Annotated in this window: 18 protein-coding genes and 1 pseudogene; 16 read left to right on the plus strand and 3 right to left on the minus strand. The window is 72.5% G+C overall.

The features are described from left to right. A pseudogene (locus tag ACWF79_RS28945) lies at window positions 1-1,620 on the plus strand (AfsR family transcriptional regulator); the annotation flags it as partial. Window positions 1,621-1,668: 48 nt separating this feature from the next. Here the strand turns inward: ACWF79_RS28945 and ACWF79_RS28950 are convergent. Then, window positions 1,669-2,538 carry a siderophore-interacting protein gene (locus ACWF79_RS28950; protein WP_453731114.1) on the minus strand — a complete coding sequence of 290 codons (870 nt, stop codon included), beginning with the start codon at window positions 2,536-2,538 and terminating at the stop codon, window positions 1,669-1,671. Between the two features lie 174 nt (window positions 2,539-2,712). Here ACWF79_RS28950 and ACWF79_RS28955 point away from each other — a divergent pair, with 174 nt between their 5' ends. The 9 genes from ACWF79_RS28955 to ACWF79_RS28995 all read left to right on the plus strand — a co-directional run bounded on the left by ACWF79_RS28955 (window position 2,713) and on the right by ACWF79_RS28995 (window position 12,951). Beyond that, a complete protein-coding gene (locus tag ACWF79_RS28955) occupies window positions 2,713-2,913 on the plus strand; it encodes a hypothetical protein (protein ID WP_361966323.1) in 201 nt (66 codons plus the stop codon). Window positions 2,914-3,196: 283 nt separating this feature from the next. Continuing rightward, window positions 3,197-4,387, plus strand: coding sequence for an acyl-CoA dehydrogenase family protein (locus ACWF79_RS28960; protein WP_453731115.1), 1,191 nt, complete (start codon window positions 3,197-3,199; stop codon window positions 4,385-4,387). Between the two features lie 140 nt (window positions 4,388-4,527). Continuing rightward, a complete protein-coding gene (locus ACWF79_RS28965) occupies window positions 4,528-4,851 on the plus strand; it encodes a hypothetical protein (protein ID WP_453731116.1) in 324 nt (107 codons plus the stop codon). 5 nt (window positions 4,852-4,856) lie between these two features. Beyond that, window positions 4,857-5,753, plus strand: a complete 897-nt coding sequence (locus tag ACWF79_RS28970; protein ID WP_453731117.1) for an oxygenase MpaB family protein — start codon at window positions 4,857-4,859, stop codon at window positions 5,751-5,753. Continuing rightward, window positions 5,735-8,005, plus strand: coding sequence for a tetratricopeptide repeat protein (locus ACWF79_RS28975; RefSeq protein WP_453731118.1), 2,271 nt, complete (start codon window positions 5,735-5,737; stop codon window positions 8,003-8,005). The genes ACWF79_RS28970 and ACWF79_RS28975 overlap by 19 nt, the downstream gene beginning before the upstream one ends. Before the next feature lie 84 nt (window positions 8,006-8,089). Next, window positions 8,090-9,628 carry a phytoene desaturase family protein gene (locus ACWF79_RS28980; protein WP_453731119.1) on the plus strand — a complete coding sequence of 513 codons (1,539 nt, stop codon included), beginning with the start codon at window positions 8,090-8,092 and terminating at the stop codon, window positions 9,626-9,628. A 171-nt stretch (window positions 9,629-9,799) separates the two neighbouring features. Further along, window positions 9,800-10,834 (plus strand): L-threonine 3-dehydrogenase, encoded by a 1,035-nt coding sequence (gene tdh, locus ACWF79_RS28985; RefSeq protein WP_453731144.1) that lies wholly within the window; start codon window positions 9,800-9,802, stop codon window positions 10,832-10,834. A 4-nt stretch (window positions 10,835-10,838) separates the two neighbouring features. After that, complete coding sequence (locus ACWF79_RS28990) at window positions 10,839-12,038, plus strand: glycine C-acetyltransferase (RefSeq protein WP_453731120.1); 1,200 nt, start codon at window positions 10,839-10,841, stop codon at window positions 12,036-12,038. A 4-nt stretch (window positions 12,039-12,042) separates the two neighbouring features. Beyond that, complete coding sequence (locus tag ACWF79_RS28995) at window positions 12,043-12,951, plus strand: LysR family transcriptional regulator (RefSeq protein WP_453731121.1); 909 nt, start codon at window positions 12,043-12,045, stop codon at window positions 12,949-12,951. Between the two features lie 18 nt (window positions 12,952-12,969). Here ACWF79_RS28995 and ACWF79_RS29000 read toward each other — a convergent pair whose 3' ends face one another. Next, on the minus strand, window positions 12,970-14,673 hold the full coding sequence (locus ACWF79_RS29000; protein ID WP_453731145.1) for a serine hydrolase: 1,704 nt from the start codon (window positions 14,671-14,673) through the stop codon (window positions 12,970-12,972). A 332-nt stretch (window positions 14,674-15,005) separates the two neighbouring features. On the opposite strand from ACWF79_RS29000, the gene ACWF79_RS29005 reads away from it, so the two are divergent. The 4 genes from ACWF79_RS29005 (at window position 15,006) to ACWF79_RS29020 (ending at window position 20,459) form a co-directional block, all read left to right on the plus strand. Continuing rightward, a complete protein-coding gene (locus ACWF79_RS29005) occupies window positions 15,006-16,112 on the plus strand; it encodes an NAD(P)H-dependent flavin oxidoreductase (RefSeq protein WP_453731122.1) in 1,107 nt (368 codons plus the stop codon). Beyond that, window positions 16,112-17,665, plus strand: a complete 1,554-nt coding sequence (locus ACWF79_RS29010) for an acyl-CoA synthetase (RefSeq protein WP_453731123.1) — start codon at window positions 16,112-16,114, stop codon at window positions 17,663-17,665. Before ACWF79_RS29005 ends, ACWF79_RS29010 begins: the two co-directional genes overlap by 1 nt. Window positions 17,666-17,759: 94 nt before the next feature. Then, window positions 17,760-18,866 carry a calcium:proton antiporter gene (locus ACWF79_RS29015; RefSeq protein WP_453731124.1) on the plus strand — a complete coding sequence of 369 codons (1,107 nt, stop codon included), beginning with the start codon at window positions 17,760-17,762 and terminating at the stop codon, window positions 18,864-18,866. A gap of 72 nt (window positions 18,867-18,938) precedes the next feature. After that, window positions 18,939-20,459 carry a fatty acyl-CoA synthetase gene (locus ACWF79_RS29020; RefSeq protein ID WP_453731125.1) on the plus strand — a complete coding sequence of 507 codons (1,521 nt, stop codon included), beginning with the start codon at window positions 18,939-18,941 and terminating at the stop codon, window positions 20,457-20,459. On the opposite strand, the gene paaK is transcribed toward ACWF79_RS29020, so the two are convergent. Further along, complete coding sequence (gene paaK, locus ACWF79_RS29025; protein ID WP_453731126.1) at window positions 20,456-21,745, minus strand: phenylacetate--CoA ligase PaaK; 1,290 nt, start codon at window positions 21,743-21,745, stop codon at window positions 20,456-20,458. The two genes, ACWF79_RS29020 and paaK, sit on opposite strands and share 4 nt — an antisense overlap. A 305-nt stretch (window positions 21,746-22,050) precedes the next feature. Here paaK and ACWF79_RS29030 point away from each other — a divergent pair, with 305 nt between their 5' ends. Both ACWF79_RS29030 and ACWF79_RS29035 read left to right on the plus strand, forming a co-directional pair. Continuing rightward, a complete protein-coding gene (locus ACWF79_RS29030; RefSeq protein ID WP_453731127.1) occupies window positions 22,051-23,274 on the plus strand; it encodes a cytochrome P450 in 1,224 nt (407 codons plus the stop codon). Window positions 23,275-23,290: 16 nt separating this feature from the next. After that, window positions 23,291-23,827: a cupin domain-containing protein gene (locus ACWF79_RS29035; RefSeq protein WP_453731128.1), complete on the plus strand. Its 537-nt coding sequence runs from the start codon at window positions 23,291-23,293 to the stop codon at window positions 23,825-23,827. Window positions 23,828-23,857 lie beyond the last annotated feature (30 nt).

Here is a 23,857-nt window from a genome sequence, read left to right on the forward strand (position 1 = left end):
CTCGGCTCCCTTGTCGACAAGTCGCTCGTCGTCGCCGCGCCCGGCGACGACGGCGGGATGCGCTACCGGCTCCTGGAGACCGTCGCCGAGTACGCCGGGGAGCGGCTGGACGAGGCCGGCGACCGGGGCGAGGCCGAGCGCCTCCACCTGGTGCACTACCGCGAACTCGCCCGCCACGCCGACCCCGAGTTGCGCGGCGGCGGACAGCCGCTCTGGCTGAACCGCCTCGAAACCGAGCACGGCAACGTGACCGCCGCCCTGCGGACCGCTGTGGACCTCGGCGCGGAACAGGAGGCGCTCTGCCTCGTCCTGTCGATGAGCTGGTTCTGGCAGCTCCGGGCCCGGCAGGCGGACGCCCGTCTCTGGTCGCGGGCGGTGGCCGCCCTCGGCCCCGACCCGTTCGCCCCGCCCGTCCGACACGCCGTCCCTCTCGCCGACCGCTGCACCGACACGCCCCCGCCCTGGTCCGAGGAACAGCTGTGGGAAGCGCGACGCGGGTGCCGGCTGCTCGTCCTCACGGCCGAGGGCGGCGAGGGCGCCACCGCCCTCGAACGGCCCGAATCCCGCGCCCGCCTCGACGCGATCGTCTCCGCCTACCGCCCCGGCATGCCGCAGAACTGTCGCCAGCCCGGCACCATGTGGTACTTCGCCCGCCTGATGACCGGCGAGTTCCCGAGCCTCGAGGAGACACTCGGCGCCCTCCTCTCCGCCTGCCGCGCCGAAGGCCTCGGCTGGGACCTCGCCTTCACCCACCTCCTGAGGGCCAAACTCCTCGGCGCCCGTTCCCCCGCCGACGCCGAAGCCGCGCTCGCCCACTTCGAGCGGGACCAGGACGCCTGGGGCATCGCCGAGTCCCTCTCCGCGCGCGGCGAGGCGTACGAACGGGCGGGCCGACTCGCCGAGGCCGCCGCCGACTACGAGCACGCCGTCCGGGCCGCCGCCGGGCTCGCCGCCCGCTCCCAGGCGACGGTGTTCACGGCCAGGCTCGCCGCCGTACGGCTACGCCTCCCGTCCACGGACACGGAGGCGTACGCGGCGGCCGAACAGCTCCTCGTGGAGGCCGCCGAAAAGGCGTCCAAGGAGTCGAGCGGGGAGCCCGTCAGCACGGCCCGCCTGCTCCTCGCCCAGCACTACGGACACACCGGACGCACCGCCCTCGCGCGGGAGCAGATCCAGCGCATGGAGGAGGAGTTCCGGGGCGACACGCCCGACCTCTTCCTCGGCGTGACCGGGGGACTGCGCGGCTGGCTCGACTGTCTCGACGGGGCGTACGCCGAGGCCGCCGGACAGCTGACCCGTGCCGTACGGGACGTGGAGCGCCTCGCGTACCTCGTGGCGCCCTACCTCGTGGTCGGCCTGCTCCCGACGGCGGCCTGGGCGCGGGCCGGAGGCGGCGCCCCGCACGACGCCGAGAACGGCGCCCGCCTGCTCGGCGCGTACGACACCCAGCACGGGGAAGCGGGAGGCGCCGGCTTCCGGCCGTTCACCGAGCAGACCGAGGCGTCCGTACGGGAACACGCGGAGCGGGCGGTACGCACGGCCCTCGACCCGGCGACGTACGCACGACTGTACGAGGAGGGTGCGGCCCTCTCCGTACAGGAGGCGGCCGCCCTCGTCTGAAGGCTGTGGCGGACTCCGGAGCCCGGGGGTGCCCCGGCCTGCTCCGCCTCAGCTCTCCGTGGACTCCAGCCGCTCCCGCGCCTCCGCGAGGTCGTCGGGTGTGGGCGGGTCGTCCTGGGTGAGGTGGCGTCGCCAGTACCCGGTGAAGTGCACGGCGCGCCGGTCGTACCCGCGCTCCTCCACCAGATGACGCCGCAGCGCCCGTACGGCCCCGGCTTCCCCCGCCAGCCAGGCGTACGGCGCGCCGGGCGGCAACGCCGCCGCGCGCACCGCCTCGACGGGCGAGTCGTTCCCCCGCAGCCAGTGGACGGTCAACTCGCCGGGCGTCACGAGCGGCCGCTCCTCGGCCGGGTCCTCGACCTGGACGAAGGCGAGGGCCCGGTGGCCGGGTGGGAGGGCCTCCGCGACGGTCGCCAGGGCGGGGAGCGAGCAGCCGTCGGCGGCCAGCAGCGTCCAGTCCGCCCCGCCGACGGTCACGGGCGTGGCGAAGTACGCCGACGGACCGAGCATCCCGAGCGTGTCGCCGGGCCGCGCGGCCCGCGCCCAGCGTGTCGCGGGCCCGTGCTCCGGCTTGTCGCCGCCGCCGTGCACATAGAAGTCGATGTCCACGGTCGCCACCGCTGGATCGTGGGCCCGGATCGTGTAGCTGCGCATCCAGGGGCGCTCCTCCTCCGGGATCGCGGCGTACGCCGCGTACCAGCGCATCACGTCGCCCGCCGGGTCCGGCGCGGGCAGGACCGGCTCGGACTGGCCCGGGCGCGGGAAGTACAGCTTGACCTGCTGGTCCGGCCCTGCGAGAGCGAGGTCGGCGAGGGAGTCGCCACCGAAGGTGACCCTGACCGTGCGCGGGGTGACCGGGCGGACGGCGAGGACCCTGATGCGACGAAGGGGGAGAGGGGTGGGTGGCGTCGGGGGCATCGGGGCTCCTGGTGGTCGGGGTGCGGGGCTGGGTACCCACGCTCCCCGCCCCCACCGACGCGGGGCCGACACGGAACCGACACGGCGGAGCCCCGATGCGGGCGGCTGCCCGGATGCGGTCCCGGGAGCCGGACACGAGAATGGCCGGTACCGGAAGAACGAGTAGGAGGCGGCATGAACGCTGAGTCCGACAAGACATCTCCGGGGGAGAGCCCGACGCCCGATCGCCTCTTGCATGCCGGGTCGGAGGGCGAATACACGGCGGAGGACCTGATCCTCGCCTCCGGCCGTGACGTGAATCCGAAGAGCCTCGCATGGGCGGAGCGCCGTATGGCGGAGAAGGGACGCGCCTCCCTGGACGAGCTCCTGCCCTGACCCACCCGACAGCCCAGCAGTGCCCTCGACCGCCTTGGCCCGGACCGTCCCCCCCCGGGCCAAGGCGGTACGCGTCGCACCTCCCCGGCCACGCGGTACGCCATGCGCCCGGGCCAAGGCGGTACGCGTCGAACCTCCGGAACGCGCTCTCACGCCCCCCCGGCCGGCCCGAACCGTCGTGAGGCTTCCCCATTCCGTCGTGAGGCTTCCCCATTTGTGGAACACGTTCTACCGTGGCCGCCGTCGCGCGCACGGTACCCAGGACGCAGCCACGGGAGGCCCCATGCACCTCGAGTACACGCCCGCCCAGCACCGCCTGCGCGAGGAGCTGCGCGCGTACTTCGCCGAACTCGTGCCGGACGACGTCCACGCGCGCTACGCCGACCCCGCCGCGCAGAAGCGCTTCTACCGCGAGACCGTGCGCAGGCTCGGCACCGACGGCTGGCTCGGCGTCGGCTGGCCCGTCGCGTACGGAGGCCGGGGGCTGAGCCCCATGGAACAGTTCATCTTCTTCGACGAGGCCGCCCAGGCCGGTGTCCCGCTGCCGCTCATGGCCCTCAACACGGTCGGTCCGACGATCATGCAGTTCGGCACCGACGAGCAGAAGGCGTACTTCCTGCCCAGGATCCTCTCCGGCGAGATCGACTTCGCCATCGGGTACAGCGAGCCCGACGCGGGCACCGACCTCGCCGCGCTCAAGACGAGGGCGGTCAGGGAAGGGGACGAGGCCACCGGCCACTACACCGTCAACGGCCAAAAGATCTGGACGACGAACGGCGACACCGCCGACTGGGTCTGGCTCGCCGTCCGTACGGACCCGGACGCCCCGGCCCACAAGGGCATCACCATGCTCCTCGTCCCGACGAGCGACCCTGGCTACTCCTGCACCCTCATCAACACCCTCGCCTCGCACGACACCACCGCCAGCTACTACGAGAACGTCCGCGTCCCGGTCTCCCGCCGCGTCGGCGAGGAGAACAAGGGGTGGCGGCTCATCACCAACCAGCTCAACCACGAGCGCGTGACCCTCGCCGCCCACGGCACGATGGCCATCCGCGCCCTCCACGACGTCCAGCGCTGGGCCGCCGACACCAAGCTCGCCGACGGCCGCCGCGTCATCGACCTCGGCTGGGTCCGCCGCAGCCTCGCCCGTACGCACGCCCGGCTCGACGCGATGAAACTCCTCAACTGGCAGATGGTGAACGCCGTCCAGCACGGCACGCTCACCCCGCAGGACGCCTCCGCCGTCAAGGTCTACGGCTCCGAGGCCCGCCGCGACGCCTACGCCTGGCTCATGGAGGTCGTCGGCTCCGCCGGCGCACTCAAGGAGGGCTCCGCCGGAACGGTCCTGCACGGCGAACTCGAACGCGGCTACCGCTCGGCGGTCATCTTCACCTTCGGCGGCGGCAACAACGAGATCCAGCGGGAGATCATCTCCTGGATCGGCCTCGGCATGCCCCGCGTCCGCCGCTGACAATCGAGCGGCCACGGGCGCGGTGCCGGCAGGGCAGCGCGGTGGGCGCAGGGCAGTGCGGCGGGTGTACGGGCAGCGCACGGGGCGACGACAATGGAAGGACCGGGGGTGCCGGACCCGGCGGCGGTGGAGGAGGAATCATGATCACTCTGAACATCGAGCACCCGATCACCGACTACGACACCTGGAAAGCCGCCTTCGACCGCTTCGCCGACGCACGCGCCCAGGCCGGTGTACGGGGGCACCACGTCCGGCGGCCGGTCGACGACCCCGCCTACGTCGTCGTGGACCTCACCTTCGATTCCACGGACGCGGCCGAGCGCTTCCTCGGCTTCCTCACCACGAAGGTGTGGCCCGTGCCCGCCAACGCCCCGGCCCTGATCGGAACACCCGTCACACGCATCCTGTCGACGGACGAAGTTCGATTTCCCCCGGTCGATCCGGCCCAGGCACCCGTAGCCTGAGCGGCATGAGACAGGACGCCGACCCCGGGCTCTTCGGTCCCGACTCCGTGACCTGGCAGCTGCACGGCGACCCGGTGATGTGGATCGCCGGAGTCCGCGCGCTGTATCTGCAGGCGCTCCACCCTGTCGCCGTCCGAGGCGTCCTGATCAACAGTGACTTCCGCCGCGACGCGTGGGGCCGGCTGCTGCGGACGGCGAACTTCGTCGGCACGATCAGCTACGGCACCACCGAGGCCGCCGAGGCGGCCGGCGCCCGCGTGCGGAAGATCCACCGGCTCCTCGGCGTCGACGACCCCGAGCTCCTCCTCTGGGTGCACTGCGCCGAGGTCGACTCGTACCTCTCCGTCGTCCGCCGCTCCGGCATCCCCCTCACCGACGACCAGGCGGACCGCTACATCGACGAACACCGCGTCTCCGCCCGGCTCGTCGGCCTCGACCCGCGCACCGTGCCCGCCACCGCCGACGAACTCGCCGCCTACTTCGACGGCATACGACCGCGACTCGCCGCCGGAGCCGACGCCCGCACCGTCGACGCCTTCCTGCGCCGCCCGCCCCTCCACCCCGCCCTCGTCCCGGCGCGCGAGATCGTCTGGCGGCGCGTGGTGTCACTCGCGTACAACTGCCTGCCTCTGTACGCCCACGAGCTGTACGGAAGGCCCGCGCCGCGGCCCGACACGGTCACGTACCAGCTCACCGCGACGGCCAATCTGCTGCGTTCGATTCCGGCCAGGCTCCGCTGGCGGCTGCCGCCAGGTCACATTCTGAACGCGATGTCCCGGCTGGGCCCCGACGCGCGCCCCGCCCCGTACAAACTCCGCAATCCGGCGGCCATACTGGGGAGGCCGGGGAGGGCGCGAAGAACATACGGGGGCGACAGCACGCGATGGCGGAAACCAGGCTGATCCAGGGCCGCTACCGGCTGCACGACGTGATCGGGCGCGGCGGCATGGGCGAGGTGTGGCGGGCGACCGACGAGTCGCTCGGCCGCCGGGTCGCGGTGAAGTGCCTCAAGCCGCTCGGACCCCCGCGGGACCCGCACTTCGTGACGGTGCTGAGGGAACGGTTCCGGCGCGAGGCCCGCGTCGCCGCCTCCCTCCAGCACCGTGGTGTCACCGTCGTCCATGACTTCGGCGAGTACGACGGGGTGCTCTTCCTGGTCATGGAGCTGCTGGAGGGGCAGAACCTCAGCCAGCTCATGGAGGAGAACAAGCAGCACCCGCTCCCCGTGCACGAGGTCGTGGACATCGCCGAGCAGGTGGCCGACGCGCTCGCCTACACGCACCGCCAGGGCATCGTCCACCGCGACCTCAAGCCGGCCAACATCATGCGGCTCGGCGACGGCGCCGTGAAGATCTGCGACTTCGGCATCGCGCGCCTCGGCGACAACATCGGCCACGCCTCCCAGCTCACCGGCACCGGCATCGCCATGGGCACCCCGCACTACATGTCACCGGAGCAGATCAGCGGCGGCGCGGTCGACCACCGCAGCGACCTGTACTCGCTGGGGTGCGTGCTGTACGAGATCGCCACCGGCGCCCCGCCCTTCGACCTGGAGGACTCCTGGGCCGTCCTCGTCGGCCATCGCGACACCCCGCCCGAACCCCTGCGGACGCACCGGGCCGAACTGCCGGACTACCTGGACCGGATCGTCCTCGACCTGCTGGCCAAGACCCCCGACGAGCGCCCCACCGACGCGGGCGTCCTGCGCAGCAGGATCATCTCGGCCCGCACGGGAAACGGAACCGCGACGGTCGGGCGCGTCCACGTCGTTCCGCCTGTCTTCCTCCCCGGCCCTCCCCTGCCGACGCCCTTCGCCGAGGAGCCTCCCCGACTGCCCTCCTGGGCACGGGGGATGACGGGCGGGCACCGCGCGAGCGCCGACGCGCTCGCGTCGCGGAGCGCGGCGTACGACCCCGCTGCCGAGCTGACGGGGGAGTGGACGACCGCGTCCCGCGTCGTGCCCCCGCGCTCCCCGGACGGCCGGGAACGGGCCACCGCGCCGCCCGAGCTTCTCGCCGTGCTCGCCGGCCGGCACCGGGCCGGGCTCGGCCTCGGCCGCCTCGGCCGCTGGGACGAGGCCGAGGACGTCCACCGGTCCGTCGTCGTGGACCGCGGCCGCGTCCTCGGCCCCGACCACCCCGACACCCTCGCCAGCCGCTACGAACTCGGCTTCACCCTCAGCAGGCTCGCCCGCCACGCCGACGCCCTGCGCGAGTTCGCCGGGGTGGCCGAGGCGCGCGAGCGGGTTCTCGGCGCGGACCATCCCGACACGCTGGCCGCCCGCCAGGAGACCGCGTACGTCCTCGGCCGGCTCGGGCGGCACGCCGAGGCGCACCAGGTGTACGTGACCGTGCTCGCCTCCCGCGAACGGACCATGGGGCCGGAGCACCCCGACACCCTGCGCTGCCGCCACAACCTGGCCTTCAACCTGGGGCGGCTCGGGCGGCTGGAGGACGCGTACCGGATGGCGACGGAGGTCGCCGAGGCGCGCGGCCGGCTGCTGGGCGACGACCACCCCGACACGCTGGTGACGCGCTACGAGGTGGCCTACAACCTCGGCCAGTTGGGGCGCTGGGCGGAGGCCCTCGCCTCCTACCGCGAGGTCGCCGCCGCGCGCGCCGAGGTCCTCGGTCCCGATCACCCCGACACGCTCGCCGCCCGCTACGAGATCGGCATCTGCCTGGGCCGGGTCGGCCGGAGCGGCGACGCCCTGGACCTCTACCGCGACCTGGTCGCCGTCCGTACGCGGGTGCTCGGCCCCGACGACCCCGAGACCCTGCGCGCCCGCCACGGCCTCGGCGTCAACCTCGGCCGCCTCGCCCGCTGGGAGGAGGCCGTCGAGGAGGCCCGTCAGGTGTGCGCGATCCGGGAGCGCGTCCTCGGATCCGACCACCCGGACACCCTCGTCAGCCGCCGCGAGATCGCCGTGGGCCTGGGCTGGCTTGCGCGCTGGGCGGACGCCCTCGCGGTCTACCACCAGGTCACCGAGGCCCGCGAACGCATTCTCGGCCCCGATCACCCCGACACGCTGACAGGCCGCCACGACGAGGCCCACTGCCTCGAACGACTCGGCCGCCACGCCGAGGCCGCCGAGCTGTACCGCCGGGTGGCCGCCCTGCGCGTCGGCGCCGACACCCGTACGCCTCGGGCCTGAGCCGCCCGGCTGCTCCGCCGCACGAGGCGGCGCCAGTGCGGCCGGCGGGGTTCCGCGGGCGATCTTCGCGTGCTAGCAAGAGACATGACCGCACAGCGCTCGTACGACGCCGTCATCGTCGGCGGTGGCCACAACGGACTGGTCGCCGCCGCCTACCTCGCCCGCGCCGGACGCACCGTCCTCGTCCTGGAACGCCTCGCTTCCACCGGCGGCGCCGCCGTGTCCACGCGGCCCTTCGCCGGGGTCGACGCCCGGCTCTCCCGCTACTCCTATCTCGTCTCGCTCCTGCCGGGAAAGATCGTGCGCGAGCTGGGGCTGCGGTTCGCCGTGCGGAAACGCTCCATCTCCTCGTACACCCCGAAGGGTGACGGCGGGCTGCTCGTCGGCGGGGGAGCGGACCGGACGCGCGCCTCCTTCGCCGCCCTCACCGGCTCCGACCGCGAGTACGAGGCGTGGCAGGCGTTCTACGGCCGTACGGGAGAGGTGGCCGAGCGCGTCTTCCCGACGCTCACGGAGCCGCTGCCCTCCCGCGAGGAGCTCCGCGCCCGCGTGGCCGACGAGACCTCCTGGCGGATGCTCTTCGAGCAGCCGATCGGCGCCGCCGTCGAGGAGACCTTCGCCGACGACCTCGTCCGGGGCGTCGTCCTCACCGACGCGCTCATCGGCACCTTCGCCGACGCGCACGACCCCTCGCTGCTCCAGAACCGCTGCTTCCTCTACCACGTCATCGGCGGCGGAACCGGCGACTGGGACGTCCCCGTCGGCGGCATGGGCGCCCTCACCGACGCACTCGCGGGCGCCGCCCGCGCGGCGGGCGCCGAGATCCGCACCGGCCACGAGGCCGTCCGGATCGAGACCGACGGCGCCCGGGCCGAGGTCACCTACCGCACCGCGGACGGGGAGGGCGTGGTCGCGGCGGGGCGCGTCCTCGTCAACGCCTCGCCGCAGGCCCTCGCCGAACTCCTCGGCGAGACACCCCCGCCGCCCGCCGAAGGCGCCCAGCTCAAGGTGAACATGCTGCTCACCCGGCTGCCCCGGCTCCGTGACCGCTCCGTCGACCCGCGCGAGGCCTTCGCCGGGACCTTCCACATCGCCGAGGGCTACGGCCAGTTGGCCGCCGCGTACGCCGAGGCCGCCGCCGGTCGCCTGCCCGGCGCGCCGCCCTCCGAGATCTACTGCCACTCGCTCACCGACCCGAGCATCCTCGGCCCGGAACTCGCCGGCCGGGGCTACCAGACGCTCACGCTCTTCGGCCTGCACACCCCCGCCCGGCTCTTCGCCGCCGACAACGACGGCGCCCGCGCCGCCCTCCTCAAGGCGACCTTGGCGGAGCTCGACGCCGTCCTCGACGAGCCGCTCGCCGACTGCCTCGCCCTCGACGCCGAGGGCAGACCCTGCATCGAGGCGAAGACCCCGCTCGACCTCGAACGGGACCTGCGGCTGCCCGGCGGGCACATCTTCCACCGCGACCTCTCCTTCCCCTACGGGGAAGAGGGCACCGGCCGCTGGGGCGTCGAGACCGGCCACGCCAACGTCCTGCTCTGTGGCGCGGGCGCCGTCCGGGGCGGTGGCGTCAGCGGCATCCCCGGCCACAACGCGGCGATGGCGGCGCTCGGACACTGACCCGCGGGGCCGGTCCCCGCACGTGGCGTGAAGCTGACCTGTGGCCGCGCTTAAGAAAACCTCGATGGACCCCGATGCAGGTCGTACGGAAGATTCTCTTCGGGGATCTTGAGCGCGAACCCGCGCCCGGACCCCGAAGGTCACAGGACACGCACGTCGGGAGCCATGGCATTGAAGGCGCTGGTCAAGCAGAACGCAGAGCCGGGACTCTGGCTGATGGACGTGCCGGAGCCGGAGATCGGCCCCGGAGACGTACTGATCAAGGTCAAGCGGACCGGAATCTGCGGAACCGACCTCCACATCCGCTCATGGGACGGTTGGGCCCAGAAGACCATCGCCACGCCGCTGACCCTCGGCCACGAGTTCGTCGGCGAGGTCGTCGAGACCGGCCGTGACGTCGCCGACATCGCGGTCGGCGACCTGGTCAGCGGCGAGGGCCATCTCGTCTGCGGCAAGTGCCGCAACTGTCTGGCCGGCCGCCGTCACCTCTGCCGCGCCACCGTCGGCCTGGGCGTCGGCCGCGACGGCGCGTTCGCCGAGTACGTCGCCCTGCCCGCGTCCAACGTCTGGGTGCACCGCGTCCCGGTCGACCTCGATGTCGCCGCGATCTTCGACCCGTTCGGCAACGCCGTGCACACCGCCCTCTCCTTCCCGCTCGTCGGCGAGGACGTCCTCGTCACGGGGGCGGGTCCGATCGGCATCATGGCCGCCGCGGTGGCCAAGCACGCCGGCGCACGGCACGTCGTCATCACCGACGTCAGCGAGGAGCGCCTCGATCTCGCGCGCAAGGCGGGCGTCTCGCTCGCGCTGAACGTCGCCGAGCAGACGATCGCCGACGGCCAGCGCACGCTCGGCCTCAAGGAGGGCTTCGACGTCGGCCTGGAGATGTCCGGCAACCCGCGGGCGATGCGCGACATGGTCGCGAACATGACCAACGGCGGCAAGATCGCCATGCTCGGCCTGCCGAGCGAGGACTTCGCCGTCGACTGGGCGAAGATCGTCACCTCCATGATCACCATCAAGGGCATCTACGGCCGCGAGATGTTCGAGACCTGGTACGCGATGTCCGTCCTTCTGGAGGGCGGTCTCGACCTCGCCCCGGTGATCACCGGCCGCTACGCGTACACCGACTTCGAGGCCGCCTTCGACGACGCCGCGTCCGGCAAGGGCGGCAAGATCATCCTCGACTGGACCACGGGAGCCTGAACCCATGTTTGATTCCGTACGCGACGACCTCCGCACCACCCTCGACGAGATCCGTGCCGCAGGGCTGCACAAGCCCGAGCGCGTCATCGGCACGCCCCAGTCCGCCACGGTCGCCGTCACCGCGGGCGGACAGCCCGGCGAGGTCCTGAACTTCTGCGCCAACAACTACCTCGGGCTCGCCGACCATCCCGAGGTCGTCGCCGCCGCCCACGAGGCGCTGGACCGCTGGGGCTACGGCATGGCGTCCGTGCGCTTCATCTGCGGGACGCAGGAGGTGCACAAGGAGCTGGAGGCCCGGCTGTCCTCCTTCCTCGGCCAGGAGGACACGATCCTCTACTCCTCCTGCTTCGACGCCAACGGCGGCGTCTTCGAGACCCTCCTCGGCGCCGAGGACGCGGTCATCTCCGACGCCCTCAACCACGCCTCCATCATCGACGGCATCCGCCTCTCCAAGGCCCGCCGCTTCCGCTACGCCAACCGCGACATGGCCGACCTGGAGCAGCAGCTCAAGCAGGCCACCGAGGGCGGCGCCCGGCGCAAGCTGATCGTCACCGACGGCGTGTTCTCCATGGACGGTTACGTCGCGCCGCTCGACGAGATCTGCGACCTCGCGGAGCAGTACGACGCCATGGTCATGGTCGACGACTCCCACGCCGTCGGCTTCGTGGGCCCCGGCGGCCGCGGCACCCCCGAGCTGCACGGCGTCATGGACCGCGTCGACATCATCACCGGCACCCTCGGCAAGGCCCTCGGCGGCGCCTCCGGCGGCTACGTCGCCGCCCGCGCCGAGATCGTGGCCCTGCTGCGCCAGCGCTCCCGCCCGTACCTCTTCTCCAACACCCTCGCCCCGGTCATCGCCGCCGCCTCCCTCAAGGTCCTCGACCTCCTCGAGTCGGCCGGTGACCTGCGCGAGCGGCTGCGCGCCAACACCGAGCTGTTCCGCACCCGGATGACCGCCGAGGGCTTCGACATCCTCCCCGGCGACCACGCCATCGCCCCCGTGATGATCGGCGACGCGTCGGAGGCGGGGCGCATGGCGGAGCTGCTCCTGGAGCGCGGCGTGTACGTGATCGGCTTCTCGTACCCCGTCGTCCCGCAGGGCCAGGCCCGCATCCGCGTCCAGCTCTCCGCGGCCCATTCGTCCGATGATGTGAACCGGGCTGTGGACGCGTTCGTCGACGCGCGCGCCGCCCTGCGAGACTAGGGGAATGATCGAAGCGCGGCGGCTGCACATCCTCCGAGCGGTGGCCGACCACCGCACGGTCACGGCGGCTGCCGCCGCGCTCTATCTGACCCCCTCCGCCGTCTCGCAGCAGCTCGCCGCCCTGGAGCAGGAGACCGGCCACCGGCTGGTCGAGCGCAACGCCCGCGGGGCCCGGCTCACACCGGCCGGCGAGATCCTGCTCAGCCACGCCAACGCGGTCCTCGCCCAGCTGGAGCGCGCCGAGTCCGAGCTCGCTGCGTACGGATCGGGCGAGGCCGGCACGGTCACGGTCGCGGCCTTCGCCACCGGCATCGGCCTCGTCGTCGCGCCCGCCATCACCGGGCTCGCCCGTACCTCGCCCGGCATCCGGGTGCGCGTGCGGGACGCCGAGGGTGACGAGAGCCTGCTGATGGTCCTGGACCGCCAGGTCGACGTCGCCGTGGCCGTCGAGTACCGGGGCGCGCCCGGCGAGGACGACGCCAGGCTGACGCGCGTACCGCTGTACGCGGAGCCCTTCGACGCCGTCCTGCCGCTCGACCACCCCCTCGCGGCGGGCGAGCAGGTCGCCCTCGCCGACCTCGCCAAGGACGCCTGGATCGGCCAGTCCGCGGGCAACCCCTGCCATGACGTGACCGTCCTGGCCTGCGAGTACGCCGGTTTCGAGCCCCGCCTGGAGCACTCCTCCGACGACTTCCGCGCGGTGGTCGCGCTCGCCTCGGCGGGAGCCGGGGTCGCGCTCGTGCCGCGCTCGGCGCTGCTGGGCACGGCGCTGGACGAGGTGGCGATCCGGCCGGTGGACGGCGTGGCCCCGACCCGTCGCGTCTTCGCGGCGGTACGCCGGGGGGCCGAGGACCACCCCCTCATCAGCCCGGTCCTCGCGGCCCTGCGGGACGCGGCGGGCCCGGGGGCCTGACCGGCGGCAGGATCCGCGTCAGTCCGCCGACGCCGTCCAGCCCAGCGCCTCGATCCGGGACGCGTCCGCCGGCCGTGCGTCGTCGAACAGCGGGCGCCCCGAGGCGTCCAAGAGCCTGAGGGCGTCCACGTACACCCCGCGTCCGACATAGCGCTGGTCCGTCGCGTACCGCCAGCGCAGACGTACGGCGCCGGTGCCTGCGCTCGCCGGAAGGTCCGCCGTCAGCCGGTGCCAGACCCGCCCCGACCAGCCGCTCACCGACCCGGCCGGATGCGGCAGCGGTTCCTGTCCTTTCCTTACGGTGGTGAACGGCACCGGCCCCCAGGTCGCGCCGCCGTCCCCGGACGCCTCCAGGTGGGCGGCGTCCGCGCCCGGCTCGGTGTCCCACCACAGCGCGCACTCCAGGCGGGCCGCGCCCGGCACCGGCGGCAGGGTCAGCGTCGCGGTCGTCGCGTTCGCCATCCCCGAGAACCAGGACGTCCGGCCCCGCGCGGGGCGGACCGGGACGGCGCGCGCCAGATGACCGGCGGCGGCGACGCGGGGCGCCGAGCCGGAGCGCCACGAACGGACCGGATGGACCGAGTTGCCGAGGACGACGAGGAACGCGTCGGTGGTCGGGTCCAGGACGAGACTGGTGCCGGTGAAGCCGGTGTGACCGGCCGAGCGCGGCGTCGCCATGGCGCCCATGTACCAGTGCTGGTAGAGCTCGAAGCCGAGGCCGTGCTCGTCGCCCGGGAACGCGGTGTTGAAGTCCGTGAACATCAGCTCCACGGACTCGGGGGCCAGGATCCGCGCGGGGCCGTACGCCCCGCCGTTGAGGAGCGTACGGGCGAGGATCGCGAGGTCCCAGGCGCAGGAGAACACTCCCGCGTGCCCGGCGACCCCGCCCAGGCCGAACGCGTTCTCGTCGTGGACCTCGCCCCACACCATGCCCCGGTCGAGCCCCGACCAGGGCAGCCGGGCGTCCTCGGTCGCCGCGATCTTCGGCCGCCAGGAGAGCGGGGGATTGAAACGCGTGCGGTGCATCCCGAGCGGAGCGGTGATCTCGCTTCGGAGCAGTGTGTCCAGAGTGTGACTGGTGATCTCCTCAAGGATCAGCTGGAGCGCGATCAGATTGAGATCCGAGTACAGGTACCTGGTCCCCGGCGGGTTCGCCGGCACCTCCTGCCACAGCAGCCGCAGCTTCCCCTCCCGCGTCGGCTCCTTGAACAGCGGGATCCAGGCCCGGAACCCCGAGGTGTGGGTGAGCAGCTGACGGACCGTGACGTCCTGTTTCCCGCCACCCCCGAACTCCGGCAGATACGCCGTGACCTTCGCCTCGAGCTCCAGCGCCCCGCGCTCGATCTGCTGCACCGCCAGGATCGAGGTGAAGAGCTTGGAGACCGAGGCCAGATCGAAGACCGTGTCCTCGGCCATCGGGATCTGCCGGTCCGCCGGCAGCTCGATCCCGGTGTCCGTCGTCTCGTCGTACGCCGCGTACCGCACGGCGTGCCCGATCGGCCGGTGCAGCGCGACCGTCCCGCCCCGCCCGGCGAGCAGCACCGCGCCGGCGTACCAAGGGTGTCGGGGGGACGGCCCGAGGAAGGTCTCCGCGTCGGCGACCAGCCGGTCCAGGTGCTCGGGCAGCAGCCCGGCCCGCTCGGCGGATCCGCGCCGCAGCGTGGTCCGGCCCCCGCCCGGAGGCGTGGAGGCCGCGGCGGCCCCCGGAATCGAGCCGACCATCACCGCACCTCCCAGGGCGAGAAGCCGGCCGCCGAACGCCCGGCGCCCGATTCCCCGGCCCGCCGCACCCGTTCCCGTACCCAGACCCGTTCCCGTACCCAGACCCGTGCCCAGCCCCGCTCCCGCACCCGCGACCGCACTCCCTGCCGACTCCTCCGTCATCCCTACCCTCTCCCACGCCACTGAAAGAATCCTTCGGCCACACGCGCAACGCCTGAAACTTTCTTACCGGGGTGGGTCGGGGTCAAGGAAGCGGGCGGCGGGACAAAGAATCTGACACAGCATCAGAAAATCTCTTCCCTCGGCCGATCCCCTGCGGCATCCTGCCGCCCATGAAGACGGAGCTGAGCCAAAAACTGGGGATCGAGCACGCCATCTTCGGCTTCACGCCCTTCCCCGCGGTGGCCGCCGCCATCACCAGAGCCGGCGGGTTCGGCGTGCTCGGCGCGGTGCGCTACACGGCGCCCGACGACCTCGCCCGCGACCTCGACTGGATGCAGGACCACACCGACGGACTGCCCTACGGCCTCGACGTCGTCATGCCCGCGAAGAAGGTCGAGGGGGTGAGCGAGGCCGACGTCGAGGCGATGATCCCGGAGGGGCACCGCGAGTTCGTCCGTACGACCCTCGCCAAGCACGGCGTCCCCGAACTCGCCGAGGGCGAGGCCTCCGGCTGGCGGATCACCGGCTGGATGGAACAGGTCGCCCGCAACCAGCTCGACGTCGCCTTCGACTACCCCATCAAGCTCCTCGCCAACGCCCTCGGCTCCCCGCCCGCCGACGTGGTCCAGCGCGCCCACGACCACGACGTCCTGGTCGCCGCGCTGGCCGGCAGCGCCCGGCACGCCCGCCACCACGCCGACGCCGGCATCGACATCGTCGTCGCCCAGGGCTACGAGGCCGGCGGCCACACCGGCGAGATCGCCTCCATGGTCCTCACCCCCGAGGTCGTCGACGCCGTCTCCCCGCTGCCCGTCCTCGCCGCCGGAGGCATCGGCAGCGGCGAGCAGATCGCGGCCGGCCTCGCCCTCGGCGCCCAGGGCGTCTGGCTCGGCTCCCTCTGGCTCACCACCACCGAGGCCGAACTCCACTCCCGCGCGCTCACCGCCAAGCTCCTCGCCGCCGGCTCCGGGGACACCGTCCGCTCCCGCGCCCTCACCGGCAAGCCCGCCCGCCAGCTGCGTACCGAGTGGACCGACGCCTGGGACGACCCGGACGGACCCGGCACGCTGCCCATGCCCCTCCAGGGACTGCTGGTCGCCGAGGCCGTCTCCCGTATCCAGAAGTACGAGGTCGAGCCGCTGCTCGGCACCCCGGTCGGACAGATCGTCGGCCGGATGAACGCCGAACGCAGCGTCCAGCAGGTCTTCGACGAGCTCACCCGCGGCTTCGAGCGGGCCGTGGACCGCATCAACCGCATCGCGGGGAGGAGCGCCTGATGGGCGAGGAACAGGCCAACGGATTCTGGTCCCAGGCGGCCGCCGACCCCTCCCGTACCGTCCTGATCGCACCGGACGGCGAGGAGTGGACCGCCGGACGCCTGCACGCCGACGCCAACCGCCTCGTCCACGGGCTGCGCGCGGCCGGCCTGGAGCGCGGCGACGCCTTCGCCGTCGTCCTGCCCAACGGCGTCGAGTTCCTCGTCGCCCATCTCGCCGCCACCCAGGCCGGGTTCTACCTCGTGCCCGTCAACCACCACCTGGTCGGGCCCGAGATCGCCTGGATCGTCGCCGACTCCGGCGCCAAGGTGCTCCTCGCCCACGAGCGGTTCGCCGCCGCCGCGACGGCCGCCGCGGACGAGGCCGGTCTGCCCGCGACCCACCGCCACGCCGTCGGCGAGATCGACGGCTTCCGGCCGTACGCCGAACTCCTCGACGGATTCCCGGAGTCCGCGCCCGAGGACCGCACCCTCGGCTGGGTCATGAACTACACCTCCGGCACCACCGGCCGGCCGCGCGGCATCCGCCGCCCGCTGCCCGGCAAGCTCCCGGAGGAGACGTACCTCGGCGGCTTCCTCGGCATCTTCGGGATCCGGCCCTTCGACGGCAACGTGCACCTGGTCTGCTCGCCGCTCTACCACACGGCCGTGCTCCAGTTCGCGAGCGCGGCTCTGCACATCGGCCATCCGCTCGTCCTCATGGACAAGTGGACCCCCGAGGAGATGCTGCGGCTCATCGACGCGCACGCCTGCACCCACACCCACATGGTCCCCACCCAGTTCCACCGGCTGCTCGCGCTCCCCGAGGAGGTACGGAGCCGGTACGACGTCTCGTCGATGCGGCACGCCATCCACGGCGCCGCGCCCTGCCCCGACCACGTCAAGCGGGCGATGATCGACTGGTGGGGTAGCTGCGTGGAGGAGTACTACGCGGCGAGCGAGGGCGGCGGCGCGTTCGCGACCGCCGAGGACTGGCTGAAGAAGCCGGGCACGGTCGGCAAGGCGTGGCCCATCAGCGAGCTGGCGGTCTTCGACGACGACGGCAACCGGCTGCCGCCCGGGGAACTCGGCACCGTCTACATGAAGATGACCACGGGCGGATTCGCCTACCACAAGGACAAGGAGAAGACCGCGAAGAACCGCATCGGCGACTTCTTCACGGTCGGCGACCTGGGCGTCCTCGACGAGGACGGCTATCTCTTCCTCCGCGACCGCAAGATCGACATGATCATCTCCGGTGGGGTGAACATCTACCCCGCCGAGATCGAGTCGGCCCTCCTCACCCACCCGGCGGTGGCCGACGCCGCCGCCTTCGGCATCCCGCACGCCGACTGGGGGGAGGAGGTCAAGGCCGTGGTCGAACCGGCCGAGGGCCACGAGCCGGGGGAGGCGCTCGCCGCCGCGATCCTGGCGCACTGCGAGGAACGCCTCGCGGGCTACAAGCGCCCCAAGTCGGTGGACTTCATCACCACGATGCCCCGCGACCCCAACGGCAAGCTCTACAAGCGCAGGCTCAGGGAGCCCTACTGGGAGGGTCACGAGCGCCCGCTCTGACGGCCTGCGGCGGACGGGCGGCGGGCGCTGCCGGGCCCTCCGACGGCCGACCGGGCAACTCGGGCGAATGCCGCCATGTGGCAGGATACTGATCATGAGTTCGAGCACGGCAGGCTTGCTACGGCAGTGGACGACATGGGGACCGGTCGTGGCGGCCGTCGACCTCGGGCTGACATGGGGCCGTGATCTCGCCGGCTTCGGGGTCGCGATCGCCGCCGTCTGCCTGATCGCCGCCGTGCTCGCCGCCGTCCACCACGCGGAGGTCGTCGCCCATCGCGTCGGCGAACCCTTCGGCTCCCTCGTCCTCGCCGTCGCCGTCACCGTCATCGAGGTCGGACTGATCGTCACCCTCATGGCGGGTGGCGGCGAGAAGACCTCCACGTACGCCCGGGACACCGTCTTCGCGGCCGTCATGATCACCTGCAACGGCATCGTCGGCCTCTCGCTGCTCGTCGGAGCGCTCCGCAACCGCGTGGCCGTCTTCAACGCCGAGGGCTCGGGCGGCGCCCTCGCCACCGTCTGCACCCTCGCGACGATGACCCTGGTCCTGCCGACGTTCACGACCAGTCACGCAGGCCCCGAGTTCTCCGGCGGGCAGCTGGCCTTCGCCGCCGTCGCCTCCCTCTGCCTGTACGGGGTGTTCGTGGCCGTCCAGACGGTCCGGCACCGCGACTACTTCCTGCCGGTCCCGCGCGAGGGCCGCGCGGGCGCCGACTCCGAGGACGAGCACGCCGACCCGCCGACCGACCAGGAGACCTGGGCCAGCCTGGGCCTCCTCGTCCTGGCGCTCGTCGCCGTCGTGGGCCTGGCCAAGCTCATCTCGCCCACGATCGAGGACGGCGTCGAGTCCGCCGGACTGCCCAAGGCCGTCGTCGGTGTGATCATCGCCCTGATGGTGCTGCTCCCCGAGACCCTCGCCGCCGTGCGCGCGGCGCGCCGGGACCGGATGCAGACCAGCCTCAACCTCGCGTACGGCTCCGCCATCGCCAGCATCGGCCTGACGATCCCGTCGATCGCCCTCGCCTCCATCTGGCTGTCCGGGCCGCTGGTCCTCGGCCTGGGCGCCGTCCACATGGTCCTGCTGGTGCTCACCGCCGTCGTCAGCGCCCTGACGGTCGTACCCGGACGGGCCACCCTGCTCCAGGGCGGCGTCCATCTCTCGATCTTCGCGGCCTTCGTCTTCCTGTCGTTCAGTCCCTGACCCGGGTCAGGGGCAAGCCCCGGCTCCGCCCCGGTACTTGACCCGGCACCCCGGGCCGCCGAGGATCCGGTCATGGAACGACTCCTCAGCCGCACCGTCGACGGCGTCCTGCGCGCGAGCGCCCAGCGCACCCCCGAGCGGATCGCCGTGCGGTACGCGGACCGCTCCTGGACCTACGCGGAGCTGGACGCGGCCGTGACCACGGCGGCCGCCGTGCTGCGGGAGCGCTACGGACTCGGGGAGAGCGCCCGCGTCGCGACCTACGGCCACAACTCCGACGCGTACCTCATCGCCTTCCTGGCCTGCTCGCGCGCGGACCTCATCCACGTCCCGGTCAACCACCACCTCACGGGCGACGACCTCGACTACATCCTGCGCCAGTCGGGGAGTTCGCTCGTCCTCGCCGACCCGGCGCTCGCCGACCGGGTCCCCACCGACCTTCCCGTACGGGCCCTGCGGGACACCGAGGACTCCTTCCTCGCCGCGCTCGCCGACCCCGGCACGTACGACCCCGACCGGGACGCCCGCGAGTACGTCCAACTGCTCTACACCTCCGGGACGACGGCGCTGCCCAAGGGCGCCAGGATGACGCACCGGGCGCTGGTCCACGAGTACGCCAGCGCCATCGAGGCCCTGGACCTGAGCGCGGACGACAAGCCGGTCCACTCGCTGCCGCTGTACCACTCCGCGCAGATGCACGTCTTCCTGCTGCCGTACCTCGCGGTCGGCGCCGAGAACACCATCGTCGACGGGCCGGACCCGAAGGTCCTCTTCGACCTGATCGAGGCGGGCCGCGCCGACAGCCTCTTCGCCCCGCCGACCGTGTGGATCGGCCTGTCGAACCACCCGGAGTTCGCGAGGCGCGACCTCTCCGGCCTGCGCAAGGCGTACTACGGTGCCTCCATCATGCCCGTGCCCGTCCTGGAGCGGCTGCGCGAGCGGCTCCCCGGGCTGCGGTTCTACAACTGCTTCGGCCAGTCCGAGATCGGGCCGCTCGCCACGGTCCTCGGGCCGGACGAGCACGAGGGCCGCATGGACTCCTGTGGGCGGCCCGTCCGGCACGTCGAGGCCAGGGTCGTCGACGAGCACGGCGTCGAGGTCCCGGACGGCACGCCCGGCGAGATCGTGTACCGCTCGCCGCAGTTGTGCGACGGGTACTGGGACAAGCCCGAGGAGACCAAGGAGGCCTTCCGCGGCGGCTGGTTCCGCTCCGGCGACCTCGCGGTGCGCGACGCCGAGGGCTACTACACGGTGGTGGACCGGGTGAAGGACGTCATCAACTCCGGGGGCGTACTGGTCGCCTCCCGGCAGGTCGAGGACGCGCTCTACACCCACCCGGCCGTCGCCGAGGTCGCCGTCGTGGGCCTCCCCGACGACCGCTGGATCGAGGCGATCACGGCCGTGGTCGTCCCCCGGTCCGGGGCCACCGAGGCCACCGAGCAGGAGCTGATGGCCCACGCCCGTGAGAAGCTCGCCCACTTCAAGGCCCCGAAGAAGATCCTCTTCGTGGACGAACTCCCGCGCAACGCGAGCGGAAAGATCCTCAAGCGCGAACTGCGCGACCGGTTCGCGAGCACCGCGGACGGAGCCTAGGAGTTCTGGCGCAGATCCACGATCCGCCTGATCTTGCCCACCGACCGTTCCAGCGTCTCGGGGTCGACGACCTCGACCCCGACCGAGACGCCGATGCCGTCCTTGCAGGCCGCCGCGATCGACCGGGCCGCCTCCGCACGCTCCTCGGGGGTGGCGTCCGGGCGGGCCTCGGCGCGGACCGTCAGGGCGTCGAGCCGGCCCTCACGGGTCAGCTTCAGCTGGAAGTGCGGGGCCACTCCCGGGGTCCGTAGGACGATCTCCTCGACCTGGGTGGGGAAGAGGTTCACCCCGCGCAGGATCACCATGTCGTCGCTGCGGCCCGTGACCTTCTCCATCCGCCGGAAGACCCGCGCCGTACCCGGCAGCAGCCGCGTCAGGTCCCGCGTGCGGTACCGGATCACGGGCATGGCCTCCTTGGTGAGGGAGGTGAACACCAGCTCGCCCTCCTCGCCGTCGGGCAGCACCTCGCCCGTGAACGGGTCCACGATCTCCGGGTAGAAGTGGTCCTCCCAGATGTGCAGGCCGTCCTTGGTCTCCACGCACTCCTGCGCGACACCCGGGCCCATCACCTCGGACAGCCCGTAGATGTCGACCGCGTCGATGGCGAACCGCTCCTCGATCTCCTGCCGCATCGCCTCCGTCCACGGCTCCGCGCCGAAGATGCCCACCTTCAGCGAGGTCGTCCGCGGATCGACGCCCTGCCGCTCGAACTCGTCGAGCAGCGTCAGCATGTAGGAGGGCGTCACCATGATGATCTCGGGCCGGAAGTCCTGGATCAGCTGGACCTGGCGGGCCGTCATGCCGCCCGAGGCCGGGATGACCGTACAGCCGAGCCGCTCGGCGCCGTAGTGCGCCCCGAGCCCGCCGGTGAACAGGCCGTATCCGTACGCCACATGGACCTTGTGGCCCGGCCTGCCGCCCGCCGCGCGGATCGAGCGGGCCACCACGTCGGCCCAGGTGTCCAGGTCGCGCTCGGTGTAGCCGACCACGGTCGGCCGGCCCGTGGTGCCGCTGGAGGCGTGGATGCGCCGGACCTCGGACTGGTCGACGGCGAACATACCGAAGGGGTACTGGTCCCGCAGGTCGGTCTTGACGGTGAAGGGGAAACGGGCGAGGTCGGCGAGCGTGCGGCAGTCGTCGGGGTGCAGTCCGGCCTTGTCGAAGGACTGCCGGTAGAAGCCCACGTTCTCGTACGCGTGCCGCAGCGTCGACCGCAACCGCTCCAGCTGGAGCGCCGCCAGCTCCTCGCGTCCGAGTCGTTCGCCGCTGTCCAGCAGATCCGTCATGCCGCGCCCACTCCCGTTCATCCGTCCTGAAGTCGTCCCGAAACGGACGACCGATCATTCGGTCGAGCCTTGCGGTGTCAGTAAATCGGCACGGACCCGGTCGCTGGCAAGAGGGTGGCGCCGACTTTCTGAGTCCGCGAGCGACGGAGTGCCTCGGTCGGCGCGCCGCCGAGGCGCCGGGCTCCGCAAGATCGCGCAATTGGGTGTGTTTGACACGATTTCTGGTCGTTCCGTGCACAACGGGGGAACTCGGAGAGAACCCGAGATCTGCGCCGCCCCGCCGTCGTCCTCCCGAAAGTCGCCTCATGACCACCACCGCCACCCCCCACTCCGCCGACCCGCCGCGCGTCCACTTCTGGGCCGTGCCCGACCTCACCGGCCTCGACTTCGACCCCCTCCTCGCCAAGCTGCTCCACGAGGACCCGGTCACCCGGGTCCGGCTGCCACACGGCGACGGGCATGCCTGGCTGGTCACCCGCTACGAGGACGTCAAGTTCGTCTCCGTCGACCCCCGCTTCAGCCGCCAGGCCGTCTACGGCCGCCAGGTCACCCGGCTCGCCCCGCACTTCATCCCGATGGACGGCGCCGTCGGCTTCGCCGACCCGCCCGACCACACCCGGATGCGGCGCGTCGTCGCCCGGGCCTTCTCCGCCCGCGCGCTCGCCGCCCTGCGCGACCACGCCCAGGCCACCATGGACCGGCTCCTCGACGCCGTGGAGGAACAGGGCGCCCCCGCCGATCTGATGGCCATGGTCAACCGGCCCTTCCCGCTCGCCATGGTCAGCGAGCTGATGGGCGTACCGGAGGCCGACCAGCCGCTGATGGCGCGGTGGTCCGACACGATCATCTCCGCGGGTGCCGGCCGCGAGGCAAGCGAGCAGGCGAAGGCCGAGATGGGCCAGTACTTCACCGACCTCATCGGCCGCAGCCACGGCACCGGCCGCGAGAACCTCGCCGCCGTCCTCGCCGACGCCGTCGACGACGCGACCCTGGAGGAGCACGAGGCCGTCGGCCTCGCCGTCCTCATCCAGATCGGCGGCGCGCACGCCGTGCGCAACAACAGCGCCAACATGGTCTACGCCCTCCTCACCCACCCCGACCACCTCGCCCGCCTCCGCGCGGAACCGGAACTGCTGCCGCAGGCCGTCGACGAGCTGCTCCGCTACATCCCGCACCGCAACGCGGTCGGCCTCTCCCGGATCGCCCTGGAGGACGTCGAGGTCGGCGGTGTCCTCATCCCGGCCGGCGACCCCGTCTACGTCTCCTACCTGACGGCCAACCGCGACCCCGAGGTCTTCCCCGACCCCGAGCGCCTCGACTTCGACCGCGGCTACAACCCGCACGTCGCCTTCGGTCACGGACCGCACTACTGCCCCGGCTCCCAACTCGCCCGCATCGAGTCGGAGATCCTCCTCGACACGCTCTGGAAGCGGTTCCCCGGACTGCGGCTCGCGGTGCCCGAGGAGGAGATCCCCTGGCAGCGTGGGGCGCTGATCCGCGGCCCCGAGACCCTGCCGGTCACGTGGTGAGAGGACGGACGGCGCCATGACAGCGATCCCACCGGCCGACGGACTCGTCGTCCCGCCCGGCCACGGCAAGACCCTGACGACGGCGGCGCATCGCGTGACGTTCAAGGTCACCGGCGAGCACACCCCGACCGCCTCCACCTTCGAGGTCGAGGTCCCACCCGGGTTCGACGTGGGCGCCCACACCCACGGCCACAGCGAGGAACTCTTCTACCTGCTCGAAGGGGAGCTGGACGTCCTCGCCTTCGAGCCCCTCGTCCGCACCTCCTACCGGTGGCGGGACTGGGAGTCCGCCTCGGGCGAACGGGTCGTACGGGCCACCCCGGGCACCTTGATCCTGGTGCCGCCCGGCTGCCCGCACGCCTTCGCCAACCCGACGGGGGAGCCGGCCCGGATGCTGTTCCAGGCCTCCCCGCCGCCCGACCACGAGCGGTACTTCGAGGAGCTCATGGAGATCCTCGGTGCCGGGGGCGAGGTCGACCACGCGGCCGTCGAGGCGCTCCGCCGCCGCTACGACATCGAACAGCTCACGCCGCTGCGCCACGCGCCCGACTGACCGCGGCGGCCGTCGGGGGTGCGGAAATGC

Source organism: Streptomyces sp. NPDC054975 (assembly GCF_053609105.1).

Excerpts from the sequence above, each read along its gene's own strand:
- ACWF79_RS28950 (WP_453731114.1), bottom strand. The coding sequence starts at position 2,538 with ATGCCCCCGACGCCACCCACCCCTCTCCCCCTTCGTCGCATCAGGGTC.
- ACWF79_RS28955 (WP_361966323.1), top strand. The coding sequence starts at position 2,713 with ATGAACGCTGAGTCCGACAAGACATCTCCGGGGGAGAGCCCGACGCCC.
- ACWF79_RS28960 (WP_453731115.1), top strand. The coding sequence starts at position 3,197 with ATGCACCTCGAGTACACGCCCGCCCAGCACCGCCTGCGCGAGGAGCTG.
- ACWF79_RS28965 (WP_453731116.1), top strand. The coding sequence starts at position 4,528 with ATGATCACTCTGAACATCGAGCACCCGATCACCGACTACGACACCTGG.
- ACWF79_RS28970 (WP_453731117.1), top strand. The coding sequence starts at position 4,857 with ATGAGACAGGACGCCGACCCCGGGCTCTTCGGTCCCGACTCCGTGACC.
- ACWF79_RS28975 (WP_453731118.1), top strand. The coding sequence starts at position 5,735 with ATGGCGGAAACCAGGCTGATCCAGGGCCGCTACCGGCTGCACGACGTG.
- ACWF79_RS28980 (WP_453731119.1), top strand. The coding sequence starts at position 8,090 with ATGACCGCACAGCGCTCGTACGACGCCGTCATCGTCGGCGGTGGCCAC.
- ACWF79_RS28990 (WP_453731120.1), top strand. The coding sequence starts at position 10,839 with ATGTTTGATTCCGTACGCGACGACCTCCGCACCACCCTCGACGAGATC.
- ACWF79_RS28995 (WP_453731121.1), top strand. The coding sequence starts at position 12,043 with ATGATCGAAGCGCGGCGGCTGCACATCCTCCGAGCGGTGGCCGACCAC.
- ACWF79_RS29000 (WP_453731145.1), bottom strand. The coding sequence starts at position 14,673 with ATGGTCGGCTCGATTCCGGGGGCCGCCGCGGCCTCCACGCCTCCGGGC.
- ACWF79_RS29005 (WP_453731122.1), top strand. The coding sequence starts at position 15,006 with ATGAAGACGGAGCTGAGCCAAAAACTGGGGATCGAGCACGCCATCTTC.
- ACWF79_RS29010 (WP_453731123.1), top strand. The coding sequence starts at position 16,112 with ATGGGCGAGGAACAGGCCAACGGATTCTGGTCCCAGGCGGCCGCCGAC.
- ACWF79_RS29015 (WP_453731124.1), top strand. The coding sequence starts at position 17,760 with ATGAGTTCGAGCACGGCAGGCTTGCTACGGCAGTGGACGACATGGGGA.
- ACWF79_RS29020 (WP_453731125.1), top strand. The coding sequence starts at position 18,939 with ATGGAACGACTCCTCAGCCGCACCGTCGACGGCGTCCTGCGCGCGAGC.
- paaK (WP_453731126.1), bottom strand. The coding sequence starts at position 21,745 with ATGACGGATCTGCTGGACAGCGGCGAACGACTCGGACGCGAGGAGCTG.
- ACWF79_RS29030 (WP_453731127.1), top strand. The coding sequence starts at position 22,051 with ATGACCACCACCGCCACCCCCCACTCCGCCGACCCGCCGCGCGTCCAC.
- ACWF79_RS29035 (WP_453731128.1), top strand. The coding sequence starts at position 23,291 with ATGACAGCGATCCCACCGGCCGACGGACTCGTCGTCCCGCCCGGCCAC.